20 protein-coding genes are annotated in these 20106 nt (G+C 50.3%); 9 read left to right on the forward strand and 11 right to left on the reverse strand.

The annotated features are described in order from the left end of the window. Positions 1-49: 49 nt before the first annotated feature. Positions 50-2500, forward strand: a complete 2451-nt coding sequence (locus tag AC1S5B_RS18705) for a two-partner secretion domain-containing protein (protein WP_482037212.1) — start codon at positions 50-52, stop codon at positions 2498-2500. A gap of 93 nt (positions 2501-2593) precedes the next feature. Here the strand turns inward: AC1S5B_RS18705 and topA are convergent, their stop codons facing one another. From topA to AC1S5B_RS18745, 8 genes are all read right to left on the reverse strand, one after another. Continuing rightward, on the reverse strand, positions 2594-4849 hold the full coding sequence (gene topA / locus AC1S5B_RS18710; RefSeq protein WP_482037213.1) for a type I DNA topoisomerase: 2256 nt from the start codon (positions 4847-4849) through the stop codon (positions 2594-2596). Positions 4850-4948: 99 nt separating this feature from the next. Beyond that, positions 4949-5170, reverse strand: a complete 222-nt coding sequence (locus tag AC1S5B_RS18715) for a Mo-dependent nitrogenase C-terminal domain-containing protein (RefSeq protein WP_482037214.1) — start codon at positions 5168-5170, stop codon at positions 4949-4951. 7 nt (positions 5171-5177) lie between these two features. Then, positions 5178-5900 (reverse strand): single-stranded DNA-binding protein, encoded by a 723-nt coding sequence (gene ssb, locus AC1S5B_RS18720; protein ID WP_482037215.1) that lies wholly within the window; start codon positions 5898-5900, stop codon positions 5178-5180. 59 nt (positions 5901-5959) lie between these two features. Further along, entirely contained in the window at positions 5960-7261 is a 1302-nt protein-coding gene (locus AC1S5B_RS18725; protein WP_482037216.1) for a pentapeptide repeat-containing protein, read from the reverse strand. Positions 7262-7348: 87 nt separating this feature from the next. Next, positions 7349-8425, reverse strand: a complete 1077-nt coding sequence (locus tag AC1S5B_RS18730) for a SpoIID/LytB domain-containing protein (RefSeq protein ID WP_482037217.1) — start codon at positions 8423-8425, stop codon at positions 7349-7351. Beyond that, positions 8422-8568, reverse strand: a complete 147-nt coding sequence (locus tag AC1S5B_RS18735) for a hypothetical protein (protein ID WP_482037218.1) — start codon at positions 8566-8568, stop codon at positions 8422-8424. Before AC1S5B_RS18735 ends, AC1S5B_RS18730 begins: the two co-directional genes overlap by 4 nt. Beyond that, the gene (locus AC1S5B_RS18740; protein ID WP_482037219.1) at positions 8565-9089 is read right to left on the reverse strand and encodes a hypothetical protein; all 525 of its coding nucleotides are present in this window, start codon (positions 9087-9089) and stop codon (positions 8565-8567) included. Before AC1S5B_RS18740 ends, AC1S5B_RS18735 begins: the two co-directional genes overlap by 4 nt. A gap of 8 nt (positions 9090-9097) precedes the next feature. Beyond that, entirely contained in the window at positions 9098-10246 is a 1149-nt protein-coding gene (locus AC1S5B_RS18745; RefSeq protein WP_482037220.1) for a ParM/StbA family protein, read from the reverse strand. A gap of 365 nt (positions 10247-10611) precedes the next feature. Here AC1S5B_RS18745 and AC1S5B_RS18750 point away from each other — a divergent pair, with 365 nt between their 5' ends. The 8 genes from AC1S5B_RS18750 to AC1S5B_RS18785 all read left to right on the forward strand — a co-directional run bounded on the left by AC1S5B_RS18750 (position 10612) and on the right by AC1S5B_RS18785 (position 18262). Beyond that, complete coding sequence (locus tag AC1S5B_RS18750; RefSeq protein WP_482037221.1) at positions 10612-11100, forward strand: hypothetical protein; 489 nt, start codon at positions 10612-10614, stop codon at positions 11098-11100. A gap of 6 nt (positions 11101-11106) precedes the next feature. Then, the gene (mobF, locus tag AC1S5B_RS18755; protein ID WP_482037222.1) at positions 11107-13020 is read left to right on the forward strand and encodes a MobF family relaxase; all 1914 of its coding nucleotides are present in this window, start codon (positions 11107-11109) and stop codon (positions 13018-13020) included. 129 nt (positions 13021-13149) lie between these two features. After that, positions 13150-14445, forward strand: coding sequence for a hypothetical protein (locus AC1S5B_RS18760; protein ID WP_482037223.1), 1296 nt, complete (start codon positions 13150-13152; stop codon positions 14443-14445). A gap of 110 nt (positions 14446-14555) precedes the next feature. Beyond that, positions 14556-15041 carry a hypothetical protein gene (locus AC1S5B_RS18765; protein ID WP_482037224.1) on the forward strand — a complete coding sequence of 162 codons (486 nt, stop codon included), beginning with the start codon at positions 14556-14558 and terminating at the stop codon, positions 15039-15041. A 5-nt stretch (positions 15042-15046) separates the two neighbouring features. Continuing rightward, positions 15047-15556 carry a thermonuclease family protein gene (locus AC1S5B_RS18770; protein WP_482037225.1) on the forward strand — a complete coding sequence of 170 codons (510 nt, stop codon included), beginning with the start codon at positions 15047-15049 and terminating at the stop codon, positions 15554-15556. Positions 15557-15558: 2 nt separating this feature from the next. After that, the gene (locus tag AC1S5B_RS18775; RefSeq protein WP_482037226.1) at positions 15559-15762 is read left to right on the forward strand and encodes a hypothetical protein; all 204 of its coding nucleotides are present in this window, start codon (positions 15559-15561) and stop codon (positions 15760-15762) included. A gap of 10 nt (positions 15763-15772) precedes the next feature. Next, positions 15773-16324 carry a signal peptidase I gene (lepB, locus tag AC1S5B_RS18780; RefSeq protein WP_482037227.1) on the forward strand — a complete coding sequence of 184 codons (552 nt, stop codon included), beginning with the start codon at positions 15773-15775 and terminating at the stop codon, positions 16322-16324. A 237-nt stretch (positions 16325-16561) separates the two neighbouring features. Beyond that, positions 16562-18262: a M23 family metallopeptidase gene (locus AC1S5B_RS18785; RefSeq protein ID WP_482037228.1), complete on the forward strand. Its 1701-nt coding sequence runs from the start codon at positions 16562-16564 to the stop codon at positions 18260-18262. A 25-nt stretch (positions 18263-18287) separates the two neighbouring features. Here AC1S5B_RS18785 and AC1S5B_RS18790 read toward each other — a convergent pair whose 3' ends face one another. Genes AC1S5B_RS18790 through AC1S5B_RS18800 form a run of 3 tightly spaced genes read right to left on the reverse strand, consistent with a single transcriptional unit; the run spans position 18288 to position 20104 of the window. Continuing rightward, the gene (locus AC1S5B_RS18790) at positions 18288-19040 is read right to left on the reverse strand and encodes a DsbA family protein (protein ID WP_482037229.1); all 753 of its coding nucleotides are present in this window, start codon (positions 19038-19040) and stop codon (positions 18288-18290) included. Then, positions 19037-19660 carry a hypothetical protein gene (locus AC1S5B_RS18795; protein WP_482037230.1) on the reverse strand — a complete coding sequence of 208 codons (624 nt, stop codon included), beginning with the start codon at positions 19658-19660 and terminating at the stop codon, positions 19037-19039. Before AC1S5B_RS18795 ends, AC1S5B_RS18790 begins: the two co-directional genes overlap by 4 nt. Positions 19661-19672: 12 nt before the next feature. Continuing rightward, positions 19673-20104: a hypothetical protein gene (locus tag AC1S5B_RS18800; protein WP_482037231.1), complete on the reverse strand. Its 432-nt coding sequence runs from the start codon at positions 20102-20104 to the stop codon at positions 19673-19675. Positions 20105-20106: the final 2 nt, after the last annotated feature.

The following is a 20106-nucleotide window of genomic DNA, read 5'->3' on the forward strand; positions in this document are numbered from 1 at the left end:
TTGCTCGTACTGTTAAAAGAATGTTCAATCTCTGTGATTTCCTACCGCTATGCAGACGAAACCCACGGCGTTCGGATTACTCTTAATCAAAGGATTGGGGAGACTCATCATTTATTTGGGTTTCAGTGCCCCCGCGATCGCCCAAATTGTTCCAGACGCAACGCTTCCTGTGAATTCTACCGTCACACCGAACTGTAGCAACTGCACCATCGACGGCGGATCTGTTCGTGGGGGGAATTTATTTCACAGCTTCAGCCAATTCTCAGTCCCAACGGGCGGCTCCGCTTACTTTAATAACGCCGTCAACCTCCAGTCAATTATTAGCCGTGTGACTGGCACCGATGCATCCACGATTGATGGGCTGATGCGGGCGAATGGTATGGCGAATCTAATTTTCATCAATCCCAATGGCATCACCCTGGGACCGAATGCAAGGCTCAATATTGGCGGGTCGTTTTTAGCCAGCACTGCCCAAAGCGTTCGATTTGCCGATGGAGTCGAGTTTAGCGCCACCAACCCCCAGGCAGCACCATTACTCACCAGCAGCATTCCAGTTGGGCTAGGATTCCTCAATCCAGGACCGATTCAGGTGCAAGGGCAGGGACATTCCTTAATCGGTCCAACTTTTCTGACCCCTCCAATTGGATTGGGAACCAATCCCGGACTCACCGTCAGACCAGGACGGACATTAGCAATCATTGGAGGTGCTGTGACACTGGATGGTGGGGTGTTGAATGTTCCCAGTGGACACGTCGAAATTGCGGGTGTGGGAAATGGAACGGTTCGCCTTGTGCCCAGCTTGACCGGGTGGCGGTTCAACTATGGACAGACGCACAGCTTTAACGACCTGTTGATCACCAATCGCTCCCTCGCAGATACCACGGGATTCGGCGGCAACTCACTCAACTTACAAGGGCGTAACATCCTGCTCGATCGCGGTTCAGTGCTGATTGGTCTGAATGGCGGCACCATTGCCTCTGGCGCATTTACACTCAACGCCACAGAATCAATCACCGTTAGTGGCACTGATCCAATTGCTCGGATTCCAGGCGGCATTATCAATGCGACGGCTGGTAGGGCACCGGGCGGCACGATCGAAATCTCCAGTCCAAATTTGAAGTTGGAAGCGGGTGGATTGATTGTCACCGAAACGTTTGGGGCAAACCCATCAGGCAATATTCGGATTCAGGTTCCTGGGACATTTCAAGTGGATGGAACCTCGCCCCGCGATCGCCGTGTGCAAAGTACCCTGGTTTCGTTAAGCCTGGGAGAAGGCAGAGCCGGAGACGTTCAGATCGACACGGGAACTCTCCGAATCACTAATGGGGGCTTTTTGGAGTCTGCTACTTATGGCAGGGGTGAGGGTGGCGATGTTTGGGTGAATGCAACTTCAGGCGTTGAGCTAAATGGGGTAGCAGGACCGTTTCTCCAGCCCAGTCTCTTGGGATCATCGACGCTCGGAACGGGCAATGCAGGCTCTGTCACGATTAAAACGCCGACATTAACGGTGCTCAATGGCGGTCGCCTTGACTCATCGACTCAAAGCAGTGGTTCGGCAGGCAGTGTATTTATTACCGCAGATCGATCTGTCACTGTGTCTGGAGCAGTGCCAGAATCTCGCAATCCCAGTTTGATTAGTTCTGCGGCTGCGATCGTTGACCCTTCGCTCCAGCAACTTTTTGGGTTGCCACGAATTCCGACAGGGGCGGCTGGCAACGTCACCATCAATACGCCTCAACTCACGGTTAGGGATGAAGGGCAAGTGAGTGTCCGCAATGAGGGGGTTGGGGATGCGGGTAGCCTGATCATCAACGCGAATCGAGTTGGAGTTTTATCCAATGGCGCAATCACGGCTCAAACCAACCGTGGGCAGGGGGGAAATATTCAAATTACTTCCAGAACACTAATTCTTCGGCAGGGAGGAAGCATCGTTGCAGCGGTCAGTGGCACGGGCAATGGGGGTAACATCACCATCGCCAGCGATTTAATTGCTTTACTGGAAGGAAGTCGAATCAGTGCCAATGCAAACCAGGGTTCAGGTGGGCGGATTTTTATCAATGCCCAGGGAGTATTTCTATCTCCTGACAGCTTGATTACCGCTACGTCTGCATTAGGACCGCAGTTCAGTGGAATTGTTCAGATCAACACCCCCGATATTGATCTATCGCGGAGCGGCGTTCAAGCGGTTCCGTCTCCAGCAGTTCCCGAAGTGGCGGTAACGTGCGGTGGCGGTAGCACTGCCAATGCCAACAGCTTTACCATCAGTGGGACAGGAGGAATTCCAACCAACCCTGACGAGTTTTTAGGGAGCCAGGGGGGATGGAGAGACCCAGAGCAAACGCAATCCCAGAGCAGTACAGCACCTTTGGGTAAAGGGCAAGCGATCGTGGAGGCTCAAGGTTGGGAAAGAACCTCCGCCAAAACGGTTCGTTTCGCTGTTACACCTGGTGCGTCAAGTTCTTACTACTCTGATGCATCAACTGGGTGTGTGAAACGGTGATAGAGGATAGTCATGACTTCACGGGAACCAACCTCATTTTTCTGCATGGTTAAGTTTTTTACCATGCAGAAAACTCCTGTTTTTTTCCACTGCCTAACGTCTGCGACTTTTAGCCTTGCCCAAAGGCTGTTGCTTAGCGTTTAGAATCGGGGCTTTACCGGATTGTTCACTTTTCAACTCTCCAAACTTGGGACTCCAAAAGCCTTTCGACGTTTGGAAATAGACTGCCCCTTCATGCTTTTTCTGTTGCCGTGCTTTCACATCCGAACAGCGCAGCATCACCTTTGGCTGCCCGTCCTTCTGGTAGCCGTATTCCTCCAATGGTTTCTTGCAGACTGGACAGACGTGCTCGATTAATTTTGCGGGAGAATCTTTCGATCGCTCCGACTTAGCACACGGCTGTTCCCAGGTTGAAGTGCGATCGCTCCAAAACAAAACCGATTCACAGCCCTGGCACTTGAGAAAGAAACCCTTCTTGACCTTCTTAGAAGGAAGTTGGATCATCAGCTTTTGACACTGAGGGCATTGGGTATCCGAAACTTCAGGAGTCTTCCTGACTGGAGCTTCACTGGCATAGTTGGGAATCACCTTCCGTGCCTGCTCTAATGCTGGAGCAAAATAGTCACGATTCCAACGAGTCAGCCACTGCTCCCAACTCAATTCGCCACTGGCAATCTGATCCAGTGACGCTTCCATCTCTGCCGTGAACCCAACATCGACCAACTTTGGTAAGGCTTGAACCAGGAAGCGATCGACCTGCTCACCCACCGCTGTAGGCTGGAGTTTGCTTTTGATAATGCCGACGTACTCCCGTTGCTTCAACGTCTGAATCGTCGGTGCATAGGTGGAGGGACGACCAATCCCCTTTCGTTCCATTAACGCAACAAGTTGAGCTTCGCTATAGCGGGGCGGCGGTTGAGTTTGTTTCTTCTCGTGGGCAGCTCGCTCTAGATGGAGTGACTGCCCCTGCGGCACGATCGGTAACTCGGCATCTTGACCCAGTGAGCGCCAATACTTGGCAAACCCCTCGAACTCAACCACCTGACCTCTCGCCTGCCACTGCACATCCCCGGATTGAGTGATGATGCGCGTCTGCTGGATTCGTGCAGGCTGACAAAGCGATGCGACGGTGCGCTTCCAAAGCATCACATAGAGAGAAAAAGTATCCGCATCCAGTTCTGCTTTGAGGGACTCTGATGAACGATGAACATCCGTGGGTCGAATCGCTTCGTGAGCCTCCTGGGCGTTTTTACCACTCTTGTGCTGAGTCACTTTCTGCGGCAGGTTCGTTGGGTCATGACTGGACAACCAATTCCGCACAGATTGAACAAACTCCGGACTCAAGTAGGTGCTGTCGGAGCGGTGATAGGTGATGATACCTTTTTCATACAGTCCTTGAGCAATCTGCATCGTCTGCTCTGGCGACAATCGCAACTTAGAACCTGCTGCCTGCTGAAGTGTGGAAGTCGTAAAGGGAGCAGGCGGAGTACGATTCACCGTTTTTCCCTCGATACTGACCACTCGATGGGGGTACTGCTGTGCGAACTGGATGAGTCGATCGGCTTCTGCTTCACTTAACACCCGATCCGATTCGGGGGCTTTTTTATCCGCAGGATCAGCCGCATCGTCCACAGTTTCCTCTGTAGATGGGCTACTCCCACCTCGATAGTAAAACGCTCGAAACCCTTCTTTGTAATCCACGTAGCAACTCCAGTAGTCCTGGGGCTTGAAGTTGCGAATCTGCAACTCCCGTTCGACCACCAGATGCAGCGTTGCAGACTGCACTCGCCCGATCGATTTCGCTCCATTGTTGAGCTTCCAAACGAGAGGGCTACCGCGATAACCCACCAGCTTATCTAAGACAGAACGGCAAATCCCAGCATGAACCAGGTTCAAATCCATGGGGCGTGGATGGGCGATCGCGGCTCTGACGGCAGCAGGCGTGATTTCTCGATAGGTAATTCGTTGAACGGTTTTCAATCCTAATGCCTGAGCAATATGCCAGCCAATAGTTTCTCCTTCCCGGTCTTCATCGGTTGCCAGAATAACACTCTGAGCGTGCTTTGCCGCTTCTCGCAATTGGGCGATCGCTTGTTTACCTCGTGACCCACGCGCTTCCCAACGACACTGTACGCGATCGCCCACCAGGTCAAACCCTAACTGCTCGTCGCCATCATTTGCCAGCTCCCGAATGTGACCACCACTTGCCTGAATCAGATAGTCATCTCCTAAAATATGACGCAATTTTGATAGCTTACCGGGAGCCTCGATGATAATCAGGAGCTTACCTTTTGAGTTTCTAGAATGACCTGTAGCGGAACCAGAACGGTTGTGAGTGGAGGTCTCCATTGTTAAAACACTTCCATGCAGTTGTCAGTATTTTAGTGCAAGTGTTCTGATTGAGGTGAGCAGGGGCATAGCAGCCAGGATTACGGAGTTGAAATCACCTCAAGACTCAAGAAAAGTCGAAGCACGGAAACGCAGACCCATCAGTTGGTCGTAAAGAGGATTCAGTTTGCATAGCGGCGGAATGCGGGCGATCGTTCGACCAAACAGTTTAATTTCGCGGGCAAATGGACAGATTGCAGGGATGAACCAACAAATCAAAGTGGCTGTAAGCCTATCCTGGATTTTCCAGCGATCAAGCCAGTTCTGTAATGGTTTCAACATGGTTCTCTCACGCGGCTGATGCTTTTGTGGCTTTACGCTTGCGGTTTGGTGCTACTTCCGGTGTTTGTGTTTCAACGTCTGGCACTGCCTCAGTTTCTTCTGAACCTGTTTCGCGTTTACCGCCTAAGAGTTCCAAGCGATCGACTCGAATCACAGGCTTGGTTCGTGGAAGCTGGGTTGCTTTGTCTGTCCAACGGTCAATCTTGAGTGCCCCGGTAACCCCAATCAAACTTCCCTTGCGAACGTAGTTCATCGCAACTTCGGCGCGTTTATTCCATAATTCCAATGAGTACCAGTCGGGTTCTTCTGCTTTGGGGCGATTAATTGCCAGCGAAAGATTGGCGACAACGTTGCCGGACTCCTGGTCTTTGCGGTCTGGATCGCTCCCGACATACCCAACCAACATCACGCTATTGAGCGACTGCTCTGGGGATGCACTTTGAACCCGTAATGCCCGGATGCTCAACCGTGGAATAGTGCGATTTTCGGCAACCGGAACTAGCTCAATTTGGGTCAGCCCTTCGACCAAGACTCGACTGCCAACTGAAAATTGGTTGTAAACCTCTGTTCCTAACTCATTCCAAGCCGTCACAGCTACTGTTTCTCGGACAACTGCATCTCTGCGCTCAAACTGAAATTCCAGGTCAAATTCACAGATGGGTGTTTGATCTTGGGGTGTATGCCGGAGTTCAGCACGGATCAAAGTTCCAGTCAAAAAGATATTGTTCATAGAAATGTCCTCTTTTTATGGTCGAAAGGAGAAACGGGCGATTGGTTTGGATAACTTGTTCAGGCAGCTTTAGGAGTAATTTCGGGATACTCCATCGCTCCAACCTGCGACAAAATCCAGCTAGCAGGCTGAGATATCACAGGTGCAGCAGGAAGAGCTTGAGTGGCTTCTTCCTCCAAAACGGTTCCAGAAAAGTTAGTCCACTGGTCGCATTGCCAGTTTTCAATCTGTGCACCCAGAAAATCCGCTTGAGTGAAGTTGGTGCCTTCAGTCTTTGCCCCATAGAGAAGGGCACACCTGAAATCGGCATGAGAGAGATCGGCTCTTTGCAGCCCCACGCCCATCATTTGGGTCACTTCAAAATTGGTGCGCTGAGCGATCGCCTGTGTCATCACCGTAGACTGCAAGATTGCCCATTTCGCAAAAGCATGGGACAAATTGGCATTGATCAGACGCGCATGGCTGAGGTTAGCGGATTTGAGTTGAGCCGAAATCAGATTGGCTTCATTGAGCGTGGTGTAGGTCAGATCGGCAAATGACAGGTCTGCTCCCTGGAGTGAAGCTCTACGGCAATCTGCGAAGGCAAGCTTGGCACTGGTCAACTTTGCCCCTTGCAATCGGGCAGCGCTGAGGTTGGCATAGCTTAAGTCAGCGCTGGACAGGTTGATACGATCTAAGTTCGCGGCGGACAAATCAACACAGGATAGGTTAAACCCCGGCAAAGAGCGACCGGAGAGATCCATTTTAGACAGGTTCAACTTTTGATTTGGGTATGCCTCACGCCATTGATTCCAACCGTTGAGGTCACCTGATAGGAGAAATTCCAACCCGTCTGCTAAAGCAAAGGGGGGAAGTTGTTCCTTTGCTTCGAGGGACTCATCAACGCTGATTTCAGGCACTTGAACGGAATCAGAAATATCCTCCTGCCGCTCATGCCAATCGAGTTCGGAACTGCGATCGCTCTTCCTTTTAGTCAAAGTCACCCCGATAGCGACAACACCCACAGCACCTCCACCCATAAACAGCAGAAGCGGCAGGTTAGCCCTGTGACTTTGCGGCTTTTCTTCTGATAAAGCGGGTGTTGTTTGGGGAGACGGAACCGGGACAGGTGTGACGAGAGGAGTTGATGCGTTTTGTGAAGTCGCTTTGGGTGGAGCGGGCGATGGCGATCGCTGCTGAAGTTGCAACTTCAGTTTTTCAATCGGAGGCAGGTCAGTAGACGTAGAGGGAGTGGGTAAAGAATCGCCTGCACGGACTACTCCTGCGAACCAGAGAGACGGAGCAAGGGCGCACGGCAAAGCCGATACCGCAAGGGTCGCGCAAGCGGTTGGTAGGAGTTGTTGCCAGCGGAAACGTTGCACTGAATGACCTCTGATTTACATTCAATGATTTCAGACTAAATCTGCGATCTTGCACCGGTATGGCACGGGTCAGGAAATGTCTGACATTCAGTTGCTGGTTGTGGATAGCAGTGAGAGTTGAGCGGATGGGTAATAGGTTTGCAGAATAGAAGCGTAATGGTAGCCTGCTTCCGCCAAATTCTGTGCTCCGGTTTGACTCATGCCCACTCCCCCATGAGCCTCACGGCTAACCTCCTCCGTGGAGGCATACTGCGCCATTAAAATTCGCCCGTTTTGGGTCAGCACCTGAGCGCGAGTAGATTCTACAGCAGCGATTGTCGAATCAGTTTCAGCCTCAACACCCCGGTAGACTTGATGGTATTCATCATTGCCAAGATCGAAGTACAGACTGGCAGGTTGCTCTAAAAATGAAAGAGCATAGGAACGGGCAGCGATTGCTTGTGAGGACAGCGCTTCAATGTTCCATGAAGGTGGCATCTCAGACCCAACTGCGCCGTAAAGATATTCTTCCAGGTCAACCCAGTTAATTGCCAGCAGGCTTTCCCCGTCATACACAAGCTGCATAACTCCCCGATACCAATGCCCATCCACGAATGTCAAACCGTCTGAACCTGGATTAATCAACGCGCCATTGGGAATGGTTTGAGAGCCAACCTGCAAGCCATTGGAGCCGATCTCTGCCAAGTACGGGTGATTGGAGTTTAGACTGGCAACAACCTTGCCATCAGCATCAAGGATATCTGCTGGAGTAGAGGTGGCAATTTGCAATTGGTTTGAGTGAGAGGCAACCCGCACTCGAATAAAAGTGGACGTTGGGGGCACTACCTGTCGTTGAACTGGTGCTGTGGTTGGAGCATCACCCGATAGATCTGTCGATGACTTCGCCCTACTTTTGGACATTTTGCTCTCAGGTTTAGAAGACTTGGAGCGTTGTTTTGCTGCTGGCTGTTGTTTGAAAGTGAGGTTGAATTTCGTGGTTGAGGGGCTGGTTGCTGTAGAGAGACCTGGTGCAATCAAACTGGGAGAAAGAGTTGTCGGGATTGGGGGTTGAGCTTGAGCCGTAGTTTTTTGTACCGTTGCTCCAATCAATGGTGCCAGTGGAATGACTCCCGTGACCCCTACCATCCCCACACCAGCCCAACGTCTAAGCGGTAGCATCATCATTGCTCAAACCACTCCTGTGAGCGTGTCGGAGGAAGGTAGTGAATAGGGCGGCGATTTCTCTTCTGCCGGGTGAGGGCAAACACATGCAGGGCGATCGCTAAAACACCAGTCGTTATCATCACGCCATTAATCAGTTCGGTCATGCCAGGTCTCCTAATAGTTCGTCGTCATCGACATAAATTGCTTCCAGTCCAACAGACACTTTGTCTACCTCTAAAACTGAGCGAGCGTTTTGAGTTGACTCAGAGGCAGATTTGAGTGGTGAAACGTGCTGAGTCGACGAGCCAGATTGCAGAAGCTGCATCAGGGCATCAAGCACCGTTGAGTTAGCGTTGGCGGTTGGCAGTGACTCAGTGAAAGGCGACACGACTCCAAAGTCCTCACAAATCGCCCGAATTTGCTGGCTCAATACCGTGATCGAATACCGGGCAGCCTCCTTTTGCTGATCGGTTTCAGCACCACTCGCCCTGAGCGCATAGGCTTGCCAAAACCCTGCCATCGCTTCCAGCGCAAGGCGTTTGCCTTCTCGAATCGAAATGAGAGAGGCAAGTTTGCCATTGAAGTAATCAATGAGAAGAGCAACGGTCGTACCGTCTTCTGCCTTGTAGGAAAACTCCCGGCGAGATCGCCCCGTCTGTTTCTTAGCAACTTTTGAAAGTGCCATCGGCTTCTCTAACGCCCCCGATTCACTTTGCCTGCCAGTGCCTGAGCTAACCCATACACATCCGCAAAACGGAGTGGACGCGCCAGGTCTCCTTGAGCATTACGGGTTTGCTCTGCCAGGGTCAACAATCGCCCACCCACGATATCAGCAAAGTACAAATTCTCAGCCAATCCCAACTCGGTGAAGTAGTCCCGCAACTCAGAGCGCATCACATGCGCCACTCCCCCTCCAATCAACACATCGGTCTGGCGATCGCTATTAATCAGCAGATCCATCACGTTATCGCGGCAGAAGGTTTCCACTCGACTCGTCAAACCTTCTCTGACTGCTTGTGCTGCCGTTGAAAAATCTTTCAAGCCACCTGCCACTTTAGAAAGCTGTTGCGGCTTGCCGCTGGTAACCGCTGCCATGAGTGAGGGGTAATCGGTTTCCCGAATGCCAGAGGAGGTTGCATCCGCCTTGAAACAATTCCAAAACCCTAAGTTGTCACTGGTTTGGGACTGGTTCGCGTTGAGTCTACCACCCTCAAAGACGAGAACAGATAAGTTGCGGTGCCCCATCATCAAGACAACGACTCGTCGGGTGTAGGGATCAGCGATCGCTTGTTCTCGCTCTTTTTTGTGCAGCAGGTATAGCCCTGTGCCTTCTGGGTAAAAGGAGGGAGTCACAGTAAATTGCTGCTGCCGTCCGCAGAAGACTACGCCTTCTCCGATCTCCCTCAACCGGGTCTCAATCTCCGCTTTGAAGCGATACTCGTTGAGTGGAACTGCCAGGGAAATGACCGCGTTGTACGCCTGAATCCCCAGGTGAATCGCCGCTAAGCCCAGCGCTGCGACAACTTGATAGGCGGCAACCTGAACTTTGTCCGCCGAAAAGCTACTGCCATAATCGGCAGCGGAGTTACCCACCAGAATCGTGCTGTCGCCCAGTTGCAACCAGACAGATTCAGCCAGGTCTCCAGCCGCATCAAATTTGTGGATAACGGAGGGGCTGACTCCTTCAGCTACGTCAGACCCCAACCAAAGTGGTTGGAGTTCTTCAGCAGTATTCCAATAGAGAAACTTACAGGCAGACTTGCCCAAGTCCCCAGCAAGGTAAATCGTGGCAGGCTTCTCTGGTGTGGATGTTGAAATGGGCACGGCTGTAACACTTACCATTGCTTGTTGTTACCTCTTTTGGTCGTTGAATGGTCGGTAGATGGTCAGTCGATGGCTCAGAACTGCTTTTTTGGGTCGGTAGATGGTCGGTAAATGGTCGGTACTATTTCTGAAAGTGAATCCAGATAACCTTTTTGAGCTTTACTATTTTCAGACTAAACCGATGATCTGACTGGCGTATGGCACTGGTCTGCGATTTTGCGCGAAGTTGGCAGATTTGTGCCATCTCCCAGTCAGATGACAGCGGTACGGTAGGGAATGGAAATTCCAATATTCACCCTGTCTGACCTCCCACACCTAACGGCTTGATGGAAATTCCATTCCCTTTCCATTTCCAAGTGCCATTTCCAGGCTTTTCCATCTCCATGAGCACCAGAACTTCCAAAGATTTCCATATCACCCTGCCAATTGTGGAAGGGCAGGAGATTGAACAAATCGCCCGCGATCGCGGCGCAAAACCGATTCATGTCATCCGCAACTGGATTCGACTGGGCAAAGCCGCCCAGGAAGCTGGATGCCAATTACTTCCAGATGGGAGTTTTGGTGAAAAGTCAGCGGTTTCCAATGCCTCTCCATCCACTTCCGCGAACTTCCAACCCGCCACGCCGCTCATGGAGAAACTGATGGAAAGGGTGGAGTCGATGCAAGAACAGGTGGACGACCAGCGATCGCACTTGAATCCGTTGACTCACCTATCCCTGCTTCAGAAAACCCAGGAAGCCTGTTTTGTCCTACTGGAATGTGTGGCGACAGACACTGCCAGTGATGCTCTCAAACTGAAGCGAAAAGACTTGATTGAATCACTGAAGCTGCGGCTACAGCAAATTGAAGCAGAGACTTTAGCACCAAGGTAGCGATCGATGGTTGTTTCACTCATCAATGTCTCTCCATCCCATGCCAGCCACTATTACGCATCCCAAAATGTTTCTAGCCAAATGCAGGTATCTCACTGGAGTGGAAAGTTGTTGCAGCCGTTGGGTGTGGGAGGATCGGTCAACCACTTTGAGTTGGAAAACCTGTTGAATGGCAGAGGGGCAGCGGGAGAGATCCTGATTGACAAACTTCGATTGCATCAACAGCAACTCAATGCTAGAGATGCCAATAAAACTCCCCCGACTGAACGCGCTGGCATTGATGTAACTGCCAGTGCGCCTAAATCGGTCAGCATTCAGGCGTTGATATTTGGAGACCACCGATTAGAAGCGGCTCAACAGCAGGCGAATGCCAGGATGTTGGAAGTCCTGGAAGACCGTTACGCCATCGTTTGCTTGCGGGAGGGAGGCAAACGGCGCAAAGTGCGAACCGGAAAGTTAGCGATCGCCAGTTTTCACCACGACACCAGCCGTTCACTCGATCCACAGATTCACACTCACAACGTCATTCTGAATCTCCAGCGCCGACCTGATAACGGCAGGTGGCAAAGCCTGGATAATGCTGAAATTTATCACGCCAAGATGCTACTGGGTCAAATTTACCGGAATGAGTTGGCATTGCAGGTTCAAGCCTTGGGCTACCGAATTCAGGTCACAGATCAGCGTCACGGACTTTGGGATTTGGAGGGGTTTTCTGACCGTCAACTTAAGGCGTTTAGCACCCGGTCCCAGCAAATTGAAGCGGCTGTTGGAGTGAATGCCAGCAGCAAAACAAAGGAGTGGGCAGCAACCCGTGTGACTCGTAGCCGCAAACACGATGTCCCTCGATCTGACCTGTTAAAGCACTGGCACGAGCAAGCAATCACCGCTCAAATGCTGCAAATAGCTCCGACTCATCCACTCATGACTCAGACCTCACAGGAACTCGTACAAACCCTGGTCGCTCAGAGCCTGACTGTCTTGGCTGAACAAGGCATCGATTATCGCAGTGAAGAAATTGAGCGTTTGGTTCTGCAACAACCAGGACAAGTGAGCTTTGCTGATCTACAACAGGCGATCAACCACCACCCAACTCCTCTCATTAGAAAGAACGACTATGATTTTTCAAGAAATGAAAGACAAGATTACAGAAGCGAAGGAGGCGAACTCACTCTCCCCACCGACGTTGCAATCACCACCAGCAGGCACGGTACTGGAAGTCCCTCGACCGAAGGCGGCGGCACAGACAACTCAGATGCCGCAGAAGTCAGCGATCGCGGGTCCGTTACTGGAGTCACCCTCGAAACAGATCGATGGGCAGCAGGGGGACTCAGGACACTCGACATCGGGAACTCCACTCCAGAGCGATCGAGCAACAGCAGCAAGTACCACGGCAGTTCCAACGCACAATCAGGCAGTCAACTATCGCCAGAACCTGGGACGGTCTCATTCTCAATCGAGACCAATTCCTCCCAATTTGTGGGAAGGGTGGACAGCTCCAGCACCTGCCACAGCCGAGCAGATGGAGCAACTGATTACCCTGCTCCAACCCTTGCCCAAGAGTTTGATCACGCTCAAACAATTGCTGGAGACAACATCCAGGCGAACCGATCTTCAGATGCCCTTAGTCAACTTGCAGGAGACTTTGGAAGACTTGAAGAAGTCTTTACCACAACAACCTCAACAGAAAGTGGAGGATTCGACTGGACAGCACCTGAACCTGATTACCGAACAACTGAAGCAGACAAATCAGAGCATCCTCGAACTGAAGGCGCAACTGAAAACGCTCTCCACATTGCCAACGAACTCGAAGTCAATCCAGACCGATCTATCTTCAACACCCGACCAAAACAGGAACCAGCGTCAACCGTGGCTGGAGATTCCGATTGGCAAGAAGAAATGGAACTTCGCCAAACCCCTTGAGATAGTCCTCATCATTTTCTGTACTGCATCCCTGACTGCATCACTCATTCAATACCACCCCAAGGGAATGAACCACATCAACAACCGCATCAATGATGTCCTCATCAAATTGGGAGGAAGGAAGTAACCATGCCTGAAATATCAGACTCGCAATACTGGCAAGAACAGGGGCAAAGAGCCAATGAGATTCGCCCAATTTTGGAACGCACGTTTGCCCTAGCCCAGCAGTACGGATGGGTTGAGCCAATCAGTGATGAGTGCTGGCAATACCAGGGGGACAAGCACACCCTGGTTTACGATCCAGAGTCCGATGCCCTCTGGATTGAGGCAAATGATAGCAATTGGTGCGTTAACTTCCATGAGCAGGCATTTGTTCCTGAACCCGACACTCAAATTACGGAAGAGCAACTTCAAGACTTTCAAGCGCTGCGGGACTACCTTGAGCAACAGGATGTGGTTGGAGATGTTGATTTACGAGCCGTTCAGCAGCAAGCACAACAGCAATGGAACCAGGATCACATTGTCACTGAAGACGATCGCGGCTCAATTGCCAATGCCGTTGAACAACTGTTTGAGTACTACGCCAGCCAGGGCGAAGTTGCCTACAAATTGTCGCCTGAGAGTACCCAGCACCTATACCGTTTAGCTGTTGAGGACAAGATTTACGTTGTCAGTCGGGATGATGCAGCGGGCAGCTATCACCTTCAACAGGAAGGGGCAAACCTTGATTTATCAACGGGACAGAGCGTTACTCAAGCAGACATAAAAACTTGGGCGGAGATTGGCGCATGGGTAGCAGAGTGCCAACGGTTGGAGGATGAAGCCGCACAGGCATCAAAGAACAGTTGGGAGGAAACCTACTGGAGTCAACAGGAAAACCGGGCAAATGTCTTGCTTGCGATCGCTGAACAGGTGTTTTCTTATCAGGAATCACAGGGAGGGGTGAGACTGGATGAATCGCAGCAGAATCATGTCACCAATGGTTTTGGAGATTATCAAGTCGGCTATAACTCAACCACTGATACCCTTTGGATGCAGCGAGGCGATACTGTGATGGTGTCCGCCATCAATCATCATCAGCACTATGATTTGAATGCAGGTCGATGGCAACTGGAGGGACTCAATGAGTTGGGCGCAATCAACCTGGATGATATTGCCTACTTCCAATCCTTGCAGGCGTGGCTCCAGGCGAAGGAGTCACTGACTGAACGCGAGCCAGGAATTATTGGGCAAACACGCATGGATCTGGCTATTGTCCAAACACAAGTGCCTATAGTTAGTTCAAGGTTAGAGAACAACAATCCTCTACTGACGGAAATACCTCCGGAGGTGGAAACTAGCGGCGTAGAAGTTGTGAATGAGCAACAAACTGCCCTCTTTGAGATTGAGGACAACCTCCCGATTGACTACGAGGAGAGAGAGTAACCCCACGACAGCCTAACCAGATAAAAGCAGACCCATGCCATACGACAGTCAGATTGCTTCTCTAATGTTGTGAATAGATGGATTACTCGCTGCCTTAGAGCACTCCTGTTATGAGCCAACCTCAACCGCTTGACGGCTTTTTGAATACGGTGTTTGGAGACCCAACTCTTACCGAAGATTTATCAGACGAAGACAAAACTGCAATGCGAACGGCATTTGGCGATTTATTCAAAGGAATAGAACAACAGGTAGCGACGGCAATGACTGAATCTGCGAATAAAAGCGTTGCTGTTGAGTTGAACGAATACAGTGACACAGACTTGATTAACCACTTAACACAACAGGTGGATGCCACTGTTTATGCGGTCGGGATTTTGTCAAATCGACCAATCGGCAGAAAGCACCTGGACTTGATGCGTCGGCTTGAGCTGCAATTGACTGCTATTACCCTAAGTGTGAGCGATTTACAACCGCAACCACAGCAACGAACTCCCTGCATGGAGGTAGAACAATCGCAGGTACAACCAGGGAACTGGCGGTATCTCAAGCAAATCCTGCTTAAGGAATTCGATTTCCTCAACCACTGGCTACGGTGACAGTGATGACCAGACCTCTTTTCTATTTCTGTGTTGCACTCCTCCTGCTGCCATTTGGAGTCAAGCTTGGAGTTCCGACTTGGGTTCCTTTAGCAGAGCATCTGGAGAGGCAATTCTCTCAGTCCTCCACCCCTCGTTATACCGTTGAGAGAGTTCGTGGTGAGGTCTGGACGTTGCGCGCCTCAGATCAATCCCAACAGCAAGTAACATTGGCAGGCATCATGCCGATTGACTCCAAGTGGCAAGCACAGGCAAATGGAGTCATCGCAATTCTATTGCAGTCCTCCCACCAGCAAGTTGATCTAACCATCACACAAGCCATTGGAAAAGGAGAGGTTGCTAGAGCGATCGCTCAGCTACCAAACGGGACATCAATTCAACAAGTGTTAGTGGCAGATGGACTGGCGAAGCTGGACAAGACACAACTCAGCCAGTTACCAGATGAGGTTAGAAACGCTTTGCAACAAGCACAAACCTCAGCCCAACAACAACGTAAAAACATTTGGGGATACTAAGGATGTCCCTCGCTTCCGTGCAAAACCTTCTCGGTTGGCTCTTAACAGGTTTTCTCCTAATTACAGGAGCGTCTGTAATTGGCGCTGATAATTTTCTTGCGATTGCCTGTGGATTGACGGCTGTAGGCATTGCGCCACCGCTACCGCTCCCCCTTTGGCTCAAAGGATTGATCGCCGCGATCGGATTAATTGCAATTTCACTGTAAAACAACAGCTATGACAACACAAACTGCATCTCAACAAAGACAAAATCCAAAGAACGAATGGATTGAGTCTGCCAAGACAGCAGGACTTGGATTACTAATGGCACTGGGAGTTCATACCTTTGTTGCTGAAGTTCGTTATATTCCATCCGGGTCTATGACACCCACACTCCATGAGGGCGATCGCGTCATTGTGGAGAAACTGTCTTACCACATTCGTTCTCCTCAACGGGGTGAAGTCGTAGTGTTCCAGGCTCCACCAGAATTGAAGGCTCAAAACCTGGATGGAGACTATATCAAGCGCATCATCGGACTTCCCGGTGATGTAGTGCAGGTTCAAGGTGGACAGGCTTTTGTCAATGGGCAGGAACTTTCAGAGACCTATCTCCACGCGCTGCCGAATTACGCCTACGGTCCGGTCACAATTCCCCAAGATCATTACTTCGTACTGGGAGATAATCGGAATCAGAGTTATGACAGCCATCTTTGGGGCTTTGTCCCGCGTGATGTCATTGTGGGGCACGCCTCACTACGCTTGAATCTATCTCGATTTGGACTCCTTTAACTTACTTGATTCAGGAGAACCAAAAATGCTTTTTCCTCTTTGGCAATACCTTAAGCAACCTCTGTTTGAACCGCAACAACCTCTGATCCTGCTACCTCAACGATTCAGGCGGTATTACCTAATCGAGCAGCAGTTAATTCGACGATTTCAGCACATCAACCATTTGGAGTCGTGCTGGAGCCTCCAGTTGAAAAACTCTAATTCTGATTAATTCCTCGCCCTCAACAGGAGGACACATTGTTTTCCACACAATCTGCTCTACCGCCAGTAATTTATGAGTCTGGAAAAACTGATGATGTAGCAGTCCTTAAGGAACCTGCACCCAAAAGTTCGCCGATGATCGGTGCTCCAAAAGAAGCCGACCCGACAGCAGAAGGATTAGCGACACCATCAACGGTTGAGCCTGAGATCGAACAACACATTAAACCTACAAAAACATCGGTACAGGCAGATCAACCCGTTCAAGTACCTGAAACGGTTTTTACTCAAGTCATACAACCGGATAAACAGCAGACAGATGAGCAAGAACTAGAAGCAAAGCCAGAAACTCTGGAGGAGACGGAGAGCATTCCCCAGCAGTCGGACTTAAATCCAGGGCTAGGCTTAACTAAGCCGAAAGCTAAGTCACAACGGCAGAAGGCTTTAGAGCAACAACTGGTAGATGTAGCGGATCAAGAGAATGAGGACAAAGCTGAACAGATCAAGCAGTATTTAGTCATGGCAGTTCTGCACTACGCTGAATCTGGAAAGTTTGAACTGGCTCGCAAAACGGCGCAAAACCCGCTACTCCCTGCGGACATTCAAGCAGAACTGTTTCAACAGATTAATGAAATTGAGGCGGAGACCATTCAAGCACCGCTTAATCCAGTGGAAGCATCTCAATCAACGCTATCTCCAGAAGATCAGCCAACAGCCAACAAAACTGCCAACTTCAGCATCACTAATAAAGCCTCCATCCCGTTACAACCGAGTTCCCATCAACTGCCAGCGCCACGGAGAGGCGATAGGAGAGCACTAACGATTAGTCCATCGGCACCGACCAGAACGCTCTCTAATCAGGAGTTTTTTCCTGCTCCAATAGTTAAGCAGTCACCATCCCACCCGTCGTCAGTACGGAGCAACTTGAGACTAATTTTTCCATTGGCAGTTGCGGCTTCAACTACATCCTCATTCGGTTGGCGAGTCCATCCAATTAGTGGTGAGAGCCGATTTCATGCAGGAATTGACTTTGGAGCACCAATGGGTGCAACGGTCATTGCGGCTCACTCTGGACAAGTAGTGGCTGCCCAGTGGCAGGGAGGCTACGGATTAGCGATCGCGCTCCGGCACAAGGACGGCACGGAAGAAACGCTGTATGCTCACTTATCAGAAATTTTTGTTCAATCAGGGCAGTGGGTTGAACAGGGTCAACCTATCGGGGCAGTTGGCAGCACAGGTAATTCAACTGGACCTCACCTTCACTTTGAAGTTCGGCAAAACACTGCCGAGGGCTGGGTTGCAGTTGATCCAGCAACACAATTGAATCAAGCCATTCCTGTAGCTCACGTTTCCAGAAATCGTTTTACTCCTTTTAACATTCAGCAACTGAACCATCGACGAAGAAATCTAGCGTTTGCAAAAGCATTAACGATAGGTACGCCTCGCCACACTCCCATATTGCCAACGGACGATCGCAGTAAAAAGGATCAAAAAACCAGCTTGGACCATACAACACTGATTGAGCTGTACGCTCATCTCTCCTCCAACTCAAGCCAGGGAAATTCTTCAAATTCTCTAATTGCGGATAAGCCCAAGTTCAAATGGTCGCTCTATCCGTTTCTGGCAATGCTGATACCTACAGCAACCGATAGACCTCCAGATAAGGTTTCAGTTCCTTTCACAACCTTTCTGATGAATATAATCCGGGTAATTGGACTTGACTTAGATCCAGCAAAGTGAGTAGCTAAGAACCAAAATCATTTTCTCATCTGGGAATGGCTTGATCCAGAATAGATTCAAGACGCTCAAAATCAACACCAGAGACCGCTTCAATATTTGTCGAGCTAATGGCAAGAAAGAATGGAGTGCCAGTGATTTGCAACTGTGCTGCAAGTCGCAAATCCTGAGCAATCGCTTGTGATGCTGCAATGCCTTGGCGATCGCGATTAAACTTGCTCAGATCTAAATTTAATTTTTTAGCGATTTTCAGGTAAACCGCCTCATCCAATGGTTTCTCTGTTTCATACAAGGCATCGTGGTACTGCCAAAACTTGCCTTGTCGTCCAGCCGCCCATGCGGCTTTTGCCGCTGGTATTGATTGTGGGTGAATATCGGCGAGTGGCAGGTTCTTGTACGCAAATGCCATTGTCGGGAAGCGATCGCGCAGTTGCTTTAGACCCAGATGCGCCTGAATGCAGAATGGACACTCAAAATCGGCAAATTCAATCAAAGTGACAACGGCATGTTGACGATCGCCCAAAACAGGTGAATTTTCAAGAATTTGCGGAAGCTGCTGCCGGACTTGCTCAAACACTTGCGCCTGTGCCTGCGCCTGCTGTTCTCGCTGCTGATGCTGATAGGCAGACAGAGATTTGAGAATTGCTTCTGGGTGCTTATCAATGACCTCTAAAATGCTTTTCTCTAAATTGGCATTCACTGTAGCCAAAACAGGCATGATGTTAAACAGCCAGATGCTACAACACAGCAAAATCACCAGGATGCGCTGCCACCACTTCATTTTCCACCTGCCTCGATTGCAGAGTTTGCCATTTTAATGAGCGACGCGCGATCGCCCAGTTTGACTCCAACTGAGTAGCGGTAACTGTATTCGTCCCAAGACACCTGGGCATCAGTGCAAACGTGACGGCAAATCCAGGGCAGAAACCAACCTTCAATGCCATTCGCCAGCTTGACTCGTGACAACGGTTCTTTAGATCGATGCTCCTGAAAACTGCTTTGGCTCTGCTCAGACAGGATTCGCCCAAAAGATTCCTCAATGGATTCAGAGGGTTTCATTCCACCTGAAACAGATCCAAATCGGCAAGCATTTCCGCCATCGCAATCGGGGGAGTAGCCCAGAATAGCTAAATACCCTCGTTCGGGTTGAGGCTGTCGAGCGGTTGCGCTAATAGACGGTGGCGAATATTGCTTCACCGCTGGGCGTTGTCCTTCCGCTGGAATATAGGTCGGTAAACGTAACGGAACACCACTTCGCTCTAGTGTGGGACGAACTGATTGAAATAGAGTAGCGGCATTGGGAAGATTGGGCGCGGTGCTTTTCGTATAGGCACGAAGCGCAAAAAAGCAGCCAACTCCAACTACCAGCAGGACGATCGCGAATCTTATTCTTCGTCGCATTTCAAGCCTCTCTTATTGCTTACGCCAATTTGCGTCGTATCGATCCATCAACTGCTCTGCTGTTTGTTTTGGAACGCCAGCTTCTACCAATCCCTGCACACCCAAAGAACCACCACCCGAAGTAACTACGTTCCAGCGATTTCTTTTTCTCTTCAATAGGGTATTGCCAGCCATTTCCCCTCGTGTCCACCCAACCAGTGCATATCCATTGGCTTGGGCAACTTCAGCGATCGCTGCATTGGGTTTAATGCCTCGTGAGTTGAGATGCTTGAGAGCCATTTGTTGAATCGCTTTTGAATCAGCATTAATTGCAACAGCCTGGGGTTGACGTGCCATGACAGCCTGATCAGGATGAATCCAGGGTTCGATCAGGAGGCTGGCAGCGATCGCTACACCACAGAGAACCACTAAGGTAAGCTGACGCTGAATTCGATGTCGTTGCATAA

The organism is Leptolyngbya sp. CALU 1928 (assembly GCF_056784215.1).